Source organism: Sulfurospirillum oryzae (genome assembly GCF_025770725.1).
In the GTDB taxonomy this organism is placed as follows: domain Bacteria; phylum Campylobacterota; class Campylobacteria; order Campylobacterales; family Sulfurospirillaceae; genus Sulfurospirillum; species Sulfurospirillum oryzae.
Window position 1 is genome coordinate 87,726 of record NZ_JANZKZ010000001.1, and the last position, 14,430, is coordinate 102,155.

General features: G+C 39.1%; 13 protein-coding genes. 1 reads left to right on the forward strand and 12 read right to left on the reverse strand.

Features of this window, described 5'->3' with window-relative positions; genetic code table 11:
• Positions 1-39: 39 nt before the first annotated feature.
• From N0B29_RS00435 to N0B29_RS00490, 12 genes are all read right to left on the reverse strand, one after another.
• Positions 40-1,731, reverse strand: a complete 1,692-nt coding sequence (locus tag N0B29_RS00435) for a methyl-accepting chemotaxis protein (protein WP_263831743.1) — start codon at positions 1,729-1,731, stop codon at positions 40-42.
• A gap of 69 nt (positions 1,732-1,800) precedes the next feature.
• Positions 1,801-3,429, reverse strand: a complete 1,629-nt coding sequence (locus N0B29_RS00440; RefSeq protein ID WP_438874150.1) for a methyl-accepting chemotaxis protein — start codon at positions 3,427-3,429, stop codon at positions 1,801-1,803.
• A gap of 221 nt (positions 3,430-3,650) precedes the next feature.
• Positions 3,651-4,064: a hypothetical protein gene (locus N0B29_RS00445; protein ID WP_263831744.1), complete on the reverse strand. Its 414-nt coding sequence runs from the start codon at positions 4,062-4,064 to the stop codon at positions 3,651-3,653.
• A gap of 17 nt (positions 4,065-4,081) precedes the next feature.
• Positions 4,082-5,155: a response regulator gene (locus N0B29_RS00450; RefSeq protein WP_263831745.1), complete on the reverse strand. Its 1,074-nt coding sequence runs from the start codon at positions 5,153-5,155 to the stop codon at positions 4,082-4,084.
• Positions 5,145-6,242 carry a protein-glutamate methylesterase/protein-glutamine glutaminase gene (locus N0B29_RS00455; RefSeq protein ID WP_263831746.1) on the reverse strand — a complete coding sequence of 366 codons (1,098 nt, stop codon included), beginning with the start codon at positions 6,240-6,242 and terminating at the stop codon, positions 5,145-5,147. Before N0B29_RS00455 ends, N0B29_RS00450 begins: the two co-directional genes overlap by 11 nt.
• Complete coding sequence (locus N0B29_RS00460) at positions 6,243-7,040, reverse strand: CheR family methyltransferase (protein ID WP_263831747.1); 798 nt, start codon at positions 7,038-7,040, stop codon at positions 6,243-6,245.
• 9 nt (positions 7,041-7,049) lie between these two features.
• Complete coding sequence (locus N0B29_RS00465; RefSeq protein WP_263831748.1) at positions 7,050-8,000, reverse strand: chemotaxis protein CheV; 951 nt, start codon at positions 7,998-8,000, stop codon at positions 7,050-7,052.
• Between the two features lie 10 nt (positions 8,001-8,010).
• Positions 8,011-8,505 carry a chemotaxis protein CheW gene (locus N0B29_RS00470; protein WP_263831749.1) on the reverse strand — a complete coding sequence of 165 codons (495 nt, stop codon included), beginning with the start codon at positions 8,503-8,505 and terminating at the stop codon, positions 8,011-8,013.
• Positions 8,506-8,515: 10 nt separating this feature from the next.
• Positions 8,516-10,813 (reverse strand): methyl-accepting chemotaxis protein, encoded by a 2,298-nt coding sequence (locus tag N0B29_RS00475; RefSeq protein ID WP_318526683.1) that lies wholly within the window; start codon positions 10,811-10,813, stop codon positions 8,516-8,518.
• 47 nt (positions 10,814-10,860) lie between these two features.
• Entirely contained in the window at positions 10,861-12,855 is a 1,995-nt protein-coding gene (locus N0B29_RS00480) for a chemotaxis protein CheA (protein ID WP_263831750.1), read from the reverse strand.
• Entirely contained in the window at positions 12,852-13,151 is a 300-nt protein-coding gene (locus N0B29_RS00485; protein ID WP_263831751.1) for an STAS domain-containing protein, read from the reverse strand. The genes N0B29_RS00480 and N0B29_RS00485 overlap by 4 nt, the downstream gene beginning before the upstream one ends.
• A 10-nt stretch (positions 13,152-13,161) precedes the next feature.
• Entirely contained in the window at positions 13,162-13,527 is a 366-nt protein-coding gene (locus N0B29_RS00490; RefSeq protein WP_263831752.1) for a response regulator, read from the reverse strand.
• Positions 13,528-13,707: 180 nt separating this feature from the next.
• Here N0B29_RS00490 and N0B29_RS00495 point away from each other — a divergent pair, with 180 nt between their 5' ends.
• Positions 13,708-14,403 carry a response regulator transcription factor gene (locus N0B29_RS00495; RefSeq protein ID WP_263831753.1) on the forward strand — a complete coding sequence of 232 codons (696 nt, stop codon included), beginning with the start codon at positions 13,708-13,710 and terminating at the stop codon, positions 14,401-14,403.
• Positions 14,404-14,430: the final 27 nt, after the last annotated feature.

A 14,430-nucleotide genomic window follows, 5' to 3' on the forward strand; every position in this document is an offset into this window, starting at 1 on the left:
TACTCCTATAAATTTCTAAACCTTATATATAAAGTTTATTCACGTTCTAAACTCAGAGAGTTTGAGGTTCAACGTTTCAGTCATACGACTTAGATGTTCAGCCGTACTAGCGATCTCTTCAACACTTCTAGCATTTTGAGATGAGATGCCATTGATCTTAGTAACATCATCTATCATAGACTCAATGTCCGTACCCGTTTTAAGATAATTTTGCGTTGTCTTATCGGAAATGTTTGTTGAAATTTCCATAACACGAGAAAGTTCGTTGATTTTTCCTTCAACATTGTTTGCTGTAACCGCCAATGTTTCGACTTTTTTCGAATTTTGCGTCATCTTTTCACTGCTATCGATGATAGCTTGGACAATAACATTGATCGTGGCATTGATCTCTTGAAGACTTTTTTGGGTACGTTCTGCAAGCTTTCTTACTTCATCAGCAACAACCGCAAAGCCTCGTCCATGTTCACCAGCCCTTGCTGCTTCAATAGCCGCATTAAGAGCAAGTAAATTGGTTTGGTCAGCAATATCTCCGATGACAACTAAAATATCCTTAACCTGCTCGGCATCGGTACTTAATTGTTGAATCTTCCCTGCAAGTTCAATTTCAGTTATAACGCTACTTTGAATATCTTGGGTTAACACTAAAAGAGCACTGTTTGCTTCACTTAAAAAAGTATTCGCTTTCAGTAACTCCTCTTTTCCCTCTTTTGCTTCGACGATTCCTGCAGCTAGTTCATCTTTCAAAACATTGGCTTTTGAAGTCGTACCGCTAACAATTTGCATTGAGGTTTCTACAGCTCGACCTACTTCTAAAGAGGTGGAAGAGAGTTCATGCGAAATAGAAGAGTTTTCATTAGAGAGATTTTTTGCCTCACTGATGAGAACACGTACTTTTTCAATAAAACGATTAATGCTCGTACTTGCAAGTGCAATCTCATCATTGCCAATCACTTCAAGTTGACGTGTAAGATCGCCCTCTCCGCTAGAGAGGTTATCAGCTCTTTGAATTAAATTACGAAGTGGCGTTGTCACTGTCTTGTTGACATAAAATAACGTAGCAAGAATACACACAAGAATAAATGCCAAGGAAACAAGCGTAAAATACTTAATTTGTTGTCCAATACTTTCATCCATCTCTTGCTTAATAAGCGCAATTTCTTCTTCAACATTATCAACATAAACCCCTGTTCCTAAAGCCCAATTATAAGGCTCAAAAGAAACTGCATACGTAAATTTGAGCAAAGGCTTTCCATCTTTAACTTTAGGGAAGTAGTATTTAATTAAACCACCTCCTTTTTTAGCAGCTGCAATAAGTTCTTTAACGATATAAAAGCCATTACTGTCTTGGATTTCTAACCGATTGACACCTACCATTGCTTTATTGACGGGGAACAAAACAGTAACCCCATTGGGGTCATAACCAAAGATATAACCACTCTTGTCATTGAAAAAACGTATTTCATTGAATTTTTCTAAAATGGCTTCCTTAATTTTTTCATCAGGAACTCCTCGCTCTTTTTCAGTTTTATAAATAGCATTTGCCATGTCTAAAACAACTTTCATAATCTCTTTGATGTCTTTTTCATACGCGGCATACTGACCTTGTCTATATTTTTCTATAAACAATGCCGTATTTTTTTTCGTATTGATATACGATAAACCTAAAAAACCAATACCTAAAAGCGTCATTGACACGATTAATGCAACAATAATCTTACTCGAAATCTTCATTCTATCTCCAACTTTTCAATATTCACACACAATTTTTGAACTCTTTTTTGTTTTACATGTAAGGTTTATTTAGGTTCTAAACTCAGAGAGTTTGAGGTTGAGCATCTCAGTCATTTTATTGAGATGCGCTGCTGCACTCGCTATCTCTTCAACACTTCGTGTATTTTGGCTTGAGATGTCATTGATTTGCGCTACGTCATCAATCATCTCAGTAATGTCATCTCCTGTTTGAAGATAATTTTCTACGGTTTTATCAGAAATACCCGTTGCAATATGCATCACATTTAAGAGCTCATTAATCTTTGCTTCAACATGGGTTGCAGTGGTTGAGAGCGCTTCAACTTTTTGAGAGTTAGCCGTCATCTGATCACTACTGTCCATAATGGCTTGAACAATGACATTGATCGTGGCATTGATCTCTTGTAAACTTTTTTGGGTACGTTCTGCAAGCTTTCTTACTTCATCAGCAACAACCGCAAATCCTCGTCCATGTTCTCCAGCGCGTGCTGCTTCAATGGCGGCATTAAGAGCAAGTAAATTGGTTTGATCGGCAATATCACCAATAACAACTAAAACCTCTTTAACCTGTTCCGCATCGGTACTTAATTGTTGAATTTTATGCGCCAGTTCGATCTCTGTTGCAGCACTGCTTTGAATCTCTTGTGATAGCACTAAAATAGCACTGTTTGCCTCACTTAAAAATGTATTGGCTTTGAGAAGTTCTTCTTTACCTTCTTTTGCTTCGATAATACCCTCATCCAACTCATCTTTTAAAAGAGTCGCTTTAGAAGTTGTTTTACCAACAATGTTCATAGAGGACTCTACGGCACGCCCCACTTGCAAAGAGGTAGAAGAGAGTTCATGGGAAATGGATGAGTTTTCATTGGAGAGGTTTTTCGCCTCACTGATGAGAACACGTACTTTTTCAATGAAACGGTTGATGCTACTGCTTGCAAGAGCTATTTCATCACTTCCAACGACTTCAAGCTTACGGGTTAGATCACCATCGCCACTAGAGAGGTTATCGGATCTTTGAATCAATTCATTGAGCGCACTCGTAATACTATAGCTAACACCAAAAGCAAGCAATAAACCCAACAGGGTCGCAGCTACAGAGAGTGCTATCATCATGGTACGCGTCTCATGATAATTTGATGAAGCATCATTCGCGGCATCATCAACAATTTTCGTAATCAAATCTACCATTGTTTGTATCGCATCAAGATAGTTTTTTTCTAACGGCGTAACATCCCGTTGCAAAATGACAAATGCTTCACTTTTCTTACCTGCAGCATCAAGCTCTAACACTTTGTTACGCATGTCAATATAAGCTTTTCGTGCAACAATAATCTGTCCAAATAACGCTTTGCCTTTTTCTGTATTAAGCTGTGCTTCAAAATTTTTATAAATCTCGCCCAGCCGTTTACTTCCTTCTTTCATCTCATCTTTAATCTGCTTATCTATTTGGGGATCATCATTGATCAATAAATTACGCACTAAAACTCTATTGCGATTGATCTCACTAAGAATTTGATTGACTAAAACAACTTTGGGAAAACGATCATGGGCGATGTCTTCTAAATCCTCATCTATCGTTGCAAGACTTCTAATTCCAACTATCGCAATCACTCCTAAAAAAACAAGCACGACTGCAAAACCTATGGCTAACTTGATTCCTATCTTCATATTCTTAAACACACAATTTCCTCAATATTTTCTAGAATCTTTTTGATCCTCAATATAAAAACTTAATAATATATTTTATCCGATAGGTGGAGAGGAAACGGTCTCTTTCGCAAGTGTTAGTATGTGACCAAAACATGACTTTCTATTTTCTTACAACCCTTAAACGAGAGTACTTGACTGCCCACAGCACTGTTACAGGGAGATTCATTACTCGAAAATTTTTAACATCCTTTTTATTCAAAAAATTCTAAAGACTCGTGATGTTTTGATTCTAAGGCATTGCCACTAAACGCTTCTTGTTTATCTTTAGCAACCTGAAGGGAGCGCATCAGCTTTGCAGAGAGTTTATCGATGTTTTCACCCAGCATCATCTCATCATGACTAAGGGCATGCAAATAGATATTGATACTCTGCTCAATAGTTCCTATCGCCTCGCTAACAGCACTGAGCTGTTGTTTCATGACGTCTTGATATTGAAAGGCTTGCAGTACTTTTTCATCAGGCTGTAAAGAATGCTGTTCCAAAAAATGGTGAAAAGAGATAGCAGAACGTTCTGATAGCTCCTTAACATCGCATTGAACTTCATCGATATGCTTTAAAATAGCAAGAATTGAAGAGAGTATGCTTTCGGTTTTACAAAATTCCATTATGTTCCTTTTAAGTGTTAAAAAAAGATAAGGTCATCATCGTTTGCAGTGCTAGCACTCTTCTGTGGAGGAATAATCATGCTTATAATCATCCCAGCATCATTAATAATCGAATCATTAAAGAATTTTGGATCTTCTGCCTCTTTGTCCCACACCTGTGCTATAAAAGCTTGCAATACGGAGCAAAATCCACTTAGTAAAGGTTCAAAATCACTGCTTTTCTCCGCAACAAGCGTGCATTTATCACTAATACTTTGTCCTAGTTCAATAATACTCATACCCGTATCACTAAAAAATTGATAGTGCATCAAGATATTGCCAAAGCGCGCTAGAGCATCCCCTAAAACAGAGATATAGTGTATATCTGCTACTTGACTTTCACCAAAAGCATTAAAGAGAAGCGTATCTATATCACTGAGTTGATCGTGCAACTCTTCTTTGTCATCAACCATTAAAAAACTAAAATAATCTTTATAAGCTGATTTATCCACTGTCGGCGTAAGGGCTGTAGCACTACAAGATGTCGGAGGTGTTGGGAAAAATTCAAAATCGTCCTCTATAACCTCAGGTGATGGAGCAATATGTTTACTTAAGATAGACGCTTTGGGGCACTCTGCACGACATGGCACATATAAAGCCGCCAGAATCTGTTCTTCCAAATCTTTGACGTAATGCACCAATAAAGAGCGATCGTGCACTTGTGCAAAGACCCGCAAGAAAAGTGGAAAAAATTCACTGACAGGCAAAGATTTATTGACAAAACCAACAACACCAAGATTCGTAAGCTTCATCACGATTTCAGGATCATTAAATTGACGTGCAGAGATAAGAATTCTCTGATCAATATCTTTTTTTAACATTTCACTTATAAGATGCAAAGCATCTCTGCCAAATCGATCTATGTTGATAACTACAAGGTCTATTGTTTCTTGGCTCTGTTTCGTTAACGCCTCTTCTATGGTAGGTGCAAACATTATTTTTTTGCAACGCGACACATACTCTTCACCTAAATAACAACGAACATCTTCTTCTTCATTGACAAACATAATCGTCAAAAAAGCTGTAAATTCATATAAAATATCAATGGACATTTTCACTCCTCTTGATGGTTTCTACAATTTCTTCTAAAGTCAGCACTTCCATCACAGCACCTAATTCAACTGCCACTTTCGGCATCCCATACACAATACAACTCTCTTTATTCTGTGCGTAGGTTTTAGCCCCTCGCTCTTTCATCTCTTTTAACCCTTTTGCGCCATCATCTCCCATGCCTGTGAGTATAAATCCCATGCCATTGACACCCGCTTCATTGGCACATGATCTAAAAAGAACATCAATGCTGGGCTTATGACGACTCACTTTTGGTCCATCTTTAATCTCAACAACGTATGTATTGGCTGAACGTTTGAGCGTCATGTGTTTGTTACCAGGAGCAATCAAAACGTGACCGTAACAGAGTTTATCGCCATCTTTTGCCTCTTTGACAAACATCGTACACATACGGTTTAATCGCTCCGACAAAGAACGGGTAAATCCTTCAGGCATGTGTTGGACGATTAAAATTGGCGGTGTTTTCTGCGTTAAAAAAGGGATAATCCTTTCCAGTGTTTGAACACCTCCGGTAGAAGAGCCAATGACAATCAGTGGATGCGTAAGGTTATGTGAAAGCTTGCTTTTAAGCGGCAAAATTGCATCGGCATCTATTTTTGGAGACAGCCCTTTATCACTTCGTGGCTTGGAAAAAATTGTTTTTTGTTTCATACTACTTTTAGATTCATACGCCGCTTTAATGGCATGAATCAAGGTATATTTTGACTCTTCTAAAAAAATCTTCAATCCCACTTCCGGCTTTGCAATCACTTCAACTGCCCCTAAAAAAAGTGCCTCAATGGCTTTGCTACTTCCTTTTTGCGCAACAGAAGAGCAGATAATAACAGGGGTAGGATGCTCCAACATGATTTTTCGTAAAAAGGTCAATCCATCCATGCGTGGCATCTCAATATCTAAGATAATAACATCGGGCCACCCAAAACGCTCAAATTTTGACTCAGCAATAATAGGATCAGAAGCAACACCATGCAGTGATATATCAGATTCTCCTTCGAGTAACGTCCCAATGGTTGTGCGAGCAATGGCAGAATCATCGACAATAAATACTTTTATAGCACGTTCTTGCATTTATGCTCCATTTCGATAAATTGTTGGTCTTACTTGGCGTATTTTCATACCAAGATGCGTGATAGACTCTGCATGACCGATAAAAAGATACCCATTAGGGTTCAGTGCTTTAAGCACATGGTTAACGATACGTTTGCGATTTTCTTGATCAAAATAAATGAGCATATTGCGTAAAAAAATCACATCAAATTTTCCCAATTCTGGATCTACTGGAACCATAAGATTAGCGCATGAAAAAGAGACTTTCTCTCTTAAATAATCACCTATTAAAAATTCCCCTTCATGTGATCCTACACCTTTTAAACAGTAACGCCTGAGATACTCAGAGGGAATTTGCTCGGCAAACCGCATAGCGTAAAGTCCTTTAGAAGCGTTTTCGATCACTTCAGTGTTAATGTCAGTGCCAGTGACTTCCCAATTAATGCCCGAAGGTGTTAAAATATCATCAAGCTCCATCGCGATGCTATAGCCCTCTGCCCCAATACTAGCAGCTGCACTCCAAACACGAAATGGTGCATGTTTAACATGAGAAAGAATATTGTTTCGCATAAAATCAAAATGATGCTGTTCTCTAAAAAAGCTGGTTTCATTGGTTGTTAGCATATTGATCATAATCTGAAGCTCATCAAAGGAGCTTAAACAGGCTTCATAGTAAGCGTCATAATCAGGCACATTAAGATGCCTTAACCTTTTAGAAAGCCTACCAACGACCAACTGCTTTTTGGAATCATTCAGATGAATACCCGAATGGACTTTCACTAATGTTGTAATATTATGAAACGCTTTAGAACTAATCATTCGATACTTTTAAACCCTTGCATACATTTGAATTTGATGCTGTAAATCTTCAACATCCAGTTTATGAATAACATGATCCACGCCATGCCTTTTTGCTTGTTCTATGATGGATGGATTCGCCATATTGGTATTCATAATAAACGGTATATCTCGAAGTCCTGCTTTGCTTTTGACCTCTCTTAGCAATGCCATGCCATCCATCACTGGCATCTCAATATCACTTAAAATCAAGGCAACATTTTCAAGTTCAAGGCTCAAAAGTCGCTCTAATAAATCTTTACCATTATCAAAGACTTCAAAATCTAGCTCCATCTGCGAAAGGGCTAAACTAACGGCATGCTGAACGATCTTACTATCATCAGCAAATAAAATTTTCTTCGTAAGATCTAATTTATTTAAGATATTAACTTTCCCCAGTTCTCGCTCGTGCGCTTCTGAGAATACTTCACTTAAAAGTGTATCGGAGTTAAAAATCACACACAGTTTCTTTTCACCAGCGATATAAAGCTCTGTTATCTGCGCCGTTTTTGGGTCACGAGATGAATTGTCGATGAGCTTATCGGCTTCAATGTTTTGAATCCCAATCACATTTTTAATGATGATGCCAACGCGTTGATGTCCAAAGTTACAGACAACGACAAGCTCATAAAAACATCCCTCTGCCTCGCCTTTGCCCAGCCATCTGTCAAAATGGATGATCGAGCACATCTCATCGCGAATCTTCGCGGTTCCAACAAGTGTGCTGGTAGCATCCGAATTTTTAGCGATATTAAGCTCTTTATTAACGATAAGTTCTTCCACTTTAGCCACATTGATCGCATAAAGCTCGTCATAGCCATTGCGAAAAATGACATACTGCGAAGTCACATCCGCATTGGATGTAACTAAACGGATAAGCTCATCACTACTATCAATCTGATTGGCTGAACTTTGTTTCTCTTTTACTTCAACTTCTTGCATTTAAGTTCCTTTATAATGTACGTTTTTGCGTAACACGGGAGAGTTCGCTCAAATCAAGAATGCCATTCATATCTAAAAGGGTGATAAACCGCTCTTCAATGCGTGCCATCATTTGCATAAAATCTTTACGAATTTTTGCACCAAATTCAGGGGCTTCCATCTTATGAGCAAGCGTGATTTCGTAGACTTGATCCACCATATCTACGATGAGTCCTATCTCGCACTCATCGCCGCCAATCATCGCTTCAATGGTAATAATGCAGCTCTTTTTACTAATATCACTCATCCCCAAACCAAGTCTTGCTGAAAGATCAAGTACGGGAATAACATTGCCACGAATGTTGGTCACACCTACGACAAAACGCTCCATCGTAGGTACATGGGTTATCTGCGTATATTCGATGATCTCTTTGACATAAGCAACATTGATAGCAAATCTCTCGTTTTTTAAAAAAAACGAGAGGAACTGATTGCCCTCAGGATTTTTATGGGTTATATCTGCCATCAGATCCTCATTACGCGAAATTTTTGAAATCTTTTTTGTTTACATGTAACGCTTTTGTCTCACTACTTTTCTTCACTTCACCCATTGGTTTTGTATTAGGTGCTAAGACTTTTTGATTGTTTTCTACGATAAAGAAAGACATCATACTTCTTAGTCCTTCAGCTTGTGCGGTCATCTCTTCAGAGGCACTTGCTAGCTCTTCACTGCCTGCGGCATTTTGTTGGGTTACGGAGTCTAATTGGTTCATGGAGCCATTGATCTGCTCTATCCCTGCATTTTGCTCTGAGCTTGCTGCTGCTATTTCTTGAACGAGTTCAGCGGTTTTTTTAATATTTGGGATGATCTCTTTAATGAGCTCTCCAGCACTTTCACTGACTTTAACACTATCACCTGTGATTTTACTAATCTCTTGGGCTGCGACTTGGCTTCGCTCTGCTAGTTTTCTAACTTCTACGGCTACAACGGCGAAACCTTTTCCATGTTCACCTGCACGTGCGGCTTCAATAGCAGCATTTAGGGCTAGAAGGTTGGTTTGGTAAGCAATATCTTCAATAATGCTAATTTTCCCTGCGATTTCTTTCATAGCGTCTACGGTTTGGTTAACCGCTTTACCACCCTCTTCTGCCATCTTGGCAGCATTACTTGCCATCTCATCGGTTCGTTTTGCATTTTCAGCATTAAGGTTAATACTTCCTGTCATCTCTTCGATAGCAGCAGCTGTCTCTTCGAGGTTACTCGCTTGTTCAGTGGCACCATTACTCAACGACTGAGCTGTTCCACTGACTTGTTCACTGGCACTTGTGATTTGAAGGGCTGCGTTTTGGACTTCGATAATAATATCTTGAAGTTTTTCACCCATTTCATTGGTTGAGCTTTTAACCAGTGCTAAATCACCGATCCAGATGTCTGAGGTGATACGTTTGGTCAAGTCACCGTTTGCCATCGCGGCATAAACAGCGCTCTCTTCCATAATCGCTTTATCAATCGCTTCTGCTACGCCATTGATAGACACTTTAAATGCGGCAAAGTCACCTGGTAAATCAGCGGTAATTCTTGCTTTAAAATCTCCATTAGACAATTTACCCATAACGGTTTGCACGTCAGATACTGTCGCTTGAAGTTTATCGCCCATATCGTTTGCTGAACTCTTAACAAGTGCTAAGTTTCCTATCCAGATGTCTGAGGTAATACGTTTTGAAAAATCTCCATTAGCCAATGCCATAAACACGGCACTCTCTTCTTTAATAGCTTTATCAATTGCTTCTGCTACGCCATTTACAGCACGTTTAAACACATCGTAGTCATTTTTATACTCTTTGGTGATACGAACGGAGAAGTCACCCTCATTGGATAGTTTGGCTAAGGTATTAACGCCATTATTTACCACAGCATCATAAATGGCTTCGAGCATATTATTGATACCATCAACGATTTTTCTAAAGTCACCTTGGTGTCTTGAAGCGTCAGCTCTGGTTGAAAGTTTGCCTTCACCTGCGGCAACGGCTAACATATTGGTATCGGCAACGAGGAGTTTAATAGTCTCGATCATTTGTGCCATCGCAGCTTTGACTTGTCCTGTCTCTTCAGTGCTATCGGCGACAACTCTGACACTCATATCTCCTTTGGAGATCGACTCTGCTGCGTTTAACACTTCACTAAGTGGCGTGGTGATGCTTCGTGTCACAAACAGGGCGAGTAGGACGCCAAAGATAAATGCAAAAACAGAAACAGCGATAACGATCATTTTTGTGGAAGCATAGTCTGTATCAGCTTGTTTACCTGCTTGATTAAGCGATTCTGTTTGGTGATCTATAATGGCATTAAGTGCATCAAAATACGCTTTACGCAAAGGTAACATCTCTCCACTCATCACTGCCCAAGCCTCTTCACTTTTATTGGCAGCTCCAAGCTCAATAACTTTATTGGTTACAGCCGCATACGGTGCTCTTGCATCCGTTGTAGCTTTAAAGAGTGCTTTACCTTTTTCGCTCTTCATCATCTTCTCTAATTTTGCGTATAACTCGCTAATTTTTTTTCTGCCTGCTTCTATTTCATCTTTGATCTGTCTGTTTTTCGCATCATCGGTGTTAATAACAAGATTTCCAAGCAAAATACGATCATTATTGACAAGATCTTGAATATCATTGGCAAGAACGACTTTCGGGAACATCTCATCCGTGATCTCGCCTATCGAATCATTCATATTACCTAACCTTGTAAGTCCCAAAATGGCAATGCCTGCAAGGAACACAAGAACAATTCCAAAACCAAAACCGAGTTTGGCACCTATTTTCATATTTTTAAACATTGGCTCTTCCTTAATGTATATTTTTTACTTTGTTTACGTTAATTAATTTATGCGCTTTTTGATTCATCTATTCCACCTTTAAGGGTGAGAATAAAATTAATCAACATTGGCACATCTAAAATGAGTGCCACCGTACCGCTACCTAAGATAGTTGCTCCACTAATACCTTTGAGTGCATGAAAGATTTTGCCTAAAGGCTTGATGACGGTTTGAAACTCTCCAAACAGCTCATCGACAATAAAGCCATAACGACGCCCCGCATAATGCACCACAACGATGTTCGCCCTCGCATCTTCATTTTTTTGCTCATCGAAAAAAGCGCCGATGTTGAGAAGTGGCAAAATGCTTCCTCGAAGGTTAATGTAGTTGTTGCCGTGCATCTCTGCTTTTTCTTTATCATTGATTTCGATGCACTCAACCACCATATCCAAAGGTACAACATAAAATGTCTCACCCACTTTGACCAAAAAGCCATCGATGATCGCTAAGGTTAAAGGAAGCCTGATGATCAGTGTTGTTCCCTCTCCTTTTTTACTTTTAATTTCGATGTCACCACGAAGTGCTTCGATGTTTCGCTTCACCACATCCATGCCTACTCCTCGTCCGGAGAGGTCAGTAACAGCAGGTGCGGTAGAGAAACCAGGGGCTAAGATAAGTTTATAAATCTCTTGTTGAGAGAGCACCACGCCTTCTTCAATCAGCCCTTTTTCCACCCCTTTTTTGTACAACATCTCTTCATCAAGCCCTTTACCATCATCGCTGATTTCGATGACAACGGTTCCAGCATCATGGTAAGCGTTAAGCGTTAAAGTTCCTTTATGAGATTTATCGCCTCTATCACTTGGAAGTTCGATACCATGGTCAATGGCATTGCGGACGATGTGAACGAGAGGATCGGTAATTTTTTCGACCACTGTTTTGTCCAGTTCTGTCTCCCCACCTTTAATGACAAGGTCAATCTCTTTGCCTAGCTTTTTAGAGAGATCCATTACGATGCGTTTAAACTTGTTAAAGGTTTCCCCAATTTGCACCATACGAATTTGCATCGCACCCTCTCTGATGTCCTCAAGCATTCGTGAAACGATAGAGACAGACTCAATCAGTTCAGAGTTTTTCATGTCGATGGATTGTTGCACCACATTGGCATTTGCGATGACCATTTCACCGATCAGATTGATGAGTTGGTCAATTTTTTCTGCATCCACACGAATACTATAAGCCGTTGGTTGTGCTTGCGTTGTCGTTTTTTTGACCTCTTCTTTTGGAGATTGTCTAGCGGTAACACTCTGTGTTGAAACAGCGGTAACCTGCTCATTTAAGACAATTTCGCAATCATCTTTAATAAAATCAAACACATCTAAAATCTCTTCTTTACTCATTGACGTTGTAAATTCAATCTCAAAAGAGAGATAGCATTGTGTCGGATTTAATGCTTCAATCACAGGAATGGAAGTGACATGAACCTTTGCATCAAAAGTAGCTGAGTTTTTACGAAGATACGCCAAAAAGCTGGCTGGTTCAAACCCTTGCTCCATAATGCTATGCCCTAGTTTCAACTGCATGGTCCATTCTTTTTCAACCAAAGGGGTAATAGGTGCAGAGGTGCTTACGTCTACGGCATGGTGCAAAGAAATAGGCATGATCTCATTTAAAGAGGCTCCCAATTTTTTAGTCATGTCGCACAGCTCTTGTGTTGGAGCTTCTTCGTTACATGTAAGCACTGCAAACTCGACAAGATGCTGTATATGGTCTTTACATTCTAAAAGTAGCTCGCTTAATTCATCACTCATAGCAATCGTTCCATTGCGGACTTGATCGAGCACATTTTCAGCGATATGGGTAAACTCTACAACAAAATCAATCTTGTACATACCTGCCGCACCCTTAATGGTGTGCGCTGCACGAAAGACTGCATTGATCGCTTCATCATCCATCCCATTTTCACGGATATACACCAAAGAGTTTTCCATAGCCTCAAGCAGTTCAATACTTTCAATATGAAACTCTTTAGCAATATCACTAAATTGCAATGTCGAATTCATTCGGCTCCTTTTCCTTGTGTATTCCAATCAAATCCAAACAGAAGCATGAAGTTGTGTACAGAATTGGTAATGCCATTGATTTCAAAAGATTTCTGTGATGATTCACAGCTTTTCTGAAGAGAGACCAATAGTTGAAATCCAGCCGAATCAATTTTGTCGAGTTGCGAAAGATCGACATACAACCTTTCAGCGGATGAGATTAATTTTTTCACTTTTTCACTAAACTCTTCAACTTGATAGATAGTCAGCTCTCCGGATGGATTTACATGTAAAGAACTTTCTTTGAGTGTTATCATTGCTTTTTCCCTAACCTAAAAGCTTTGAGACAGCACCCAAGAGTTTTGCTTTATCAAACGGTTTGACCATCCATGCTTTAACGCCTGCGGCTTTTCCTGCTTCGATCTCAGCTTGCCCCGTAACCGTTGTAAGCATAATGATCGGAACAAAACGGTACTGCGCGTTCTCTTTGATCTTGCGCGCGAAGGTTAGCCCATCCATAACAGGCATATTGACATCACAAATAATAAGATCAATAGGAGCTTGCATCGCTTTTTCTAAAGCCACTTGACCATTTTCAGCTTCAATGACCTCATAACCACTCTCTTTCAACACGGAACTGACTGTCATTCGCATAACAGTAGAATCATCAACTATCATCAAACGTTTCGACATTTCTTAAAACCTCATTAATATGTAATTTTTTGCTGGAGAATATTATCATCTCTTCAGCTCTGAAATGGTCTATTTTTAATGAATACAGTGTGACCTAAATGTGACTTTACTAATGTTAAAATGTTATAGTGATAGAATAGTTACAAGTTTATATTATGAGATAAATTTAAGGACACCCTAATGGTCAAAAACCTGTTAGTACTAAAAAACAAAACGGTTCTCTTTGCAGAAGATGATGCGATTATGAGAGAGCAAACAACTGAGATATTAAGTATGATTTTTAAAAAAGTCTATGTGGCAAAAGATGGTGAAGAGGCTTACGACTTGTACGAAGATGAAAAACCAGACCTTATCATCACCGATATTAAGATGCCTAAGAAAGATGGGTTAAAGCTGATTAAACAGATACGTCAGAAAGACTATACAACCCCTATTGTTTTACTGACAAGTTTTGCAGATTCCGATATGCTGATCAATGCGGCTAACCTCTCTATTGATGGGTATCTCATCAAGCCTATTGAATTTGACCAACTCATTCTTAGTGTTTGCAGTGCAATACAGCGCACCCAACAAGACCTTGGACTCATTAAACTCAAATCCGATCTTTTTTACAATGCAAGCACACAGGAAATATATTACAAAGGGGATGTCATCACGTTCGGTGCTAAAGAGCAAGAGTTACTTTTATTGCTTCTTCGCAATCGCCATAAAACCATTACAAAAGAAGAGATAGCAGCTGCATTATGGCCGCTTGATCCTATCTGTGATTCCGCTATCAAAAATCTTATTTTACGTATTCGTAAAAAATTAGGCGAAGACCTTATTGTTTCAGTCCGCGGAATTGGTTATCGACTCAACACCCGCATGATGTATTAAAGTTCTTGCAAAGCTCATTTTGCAAGA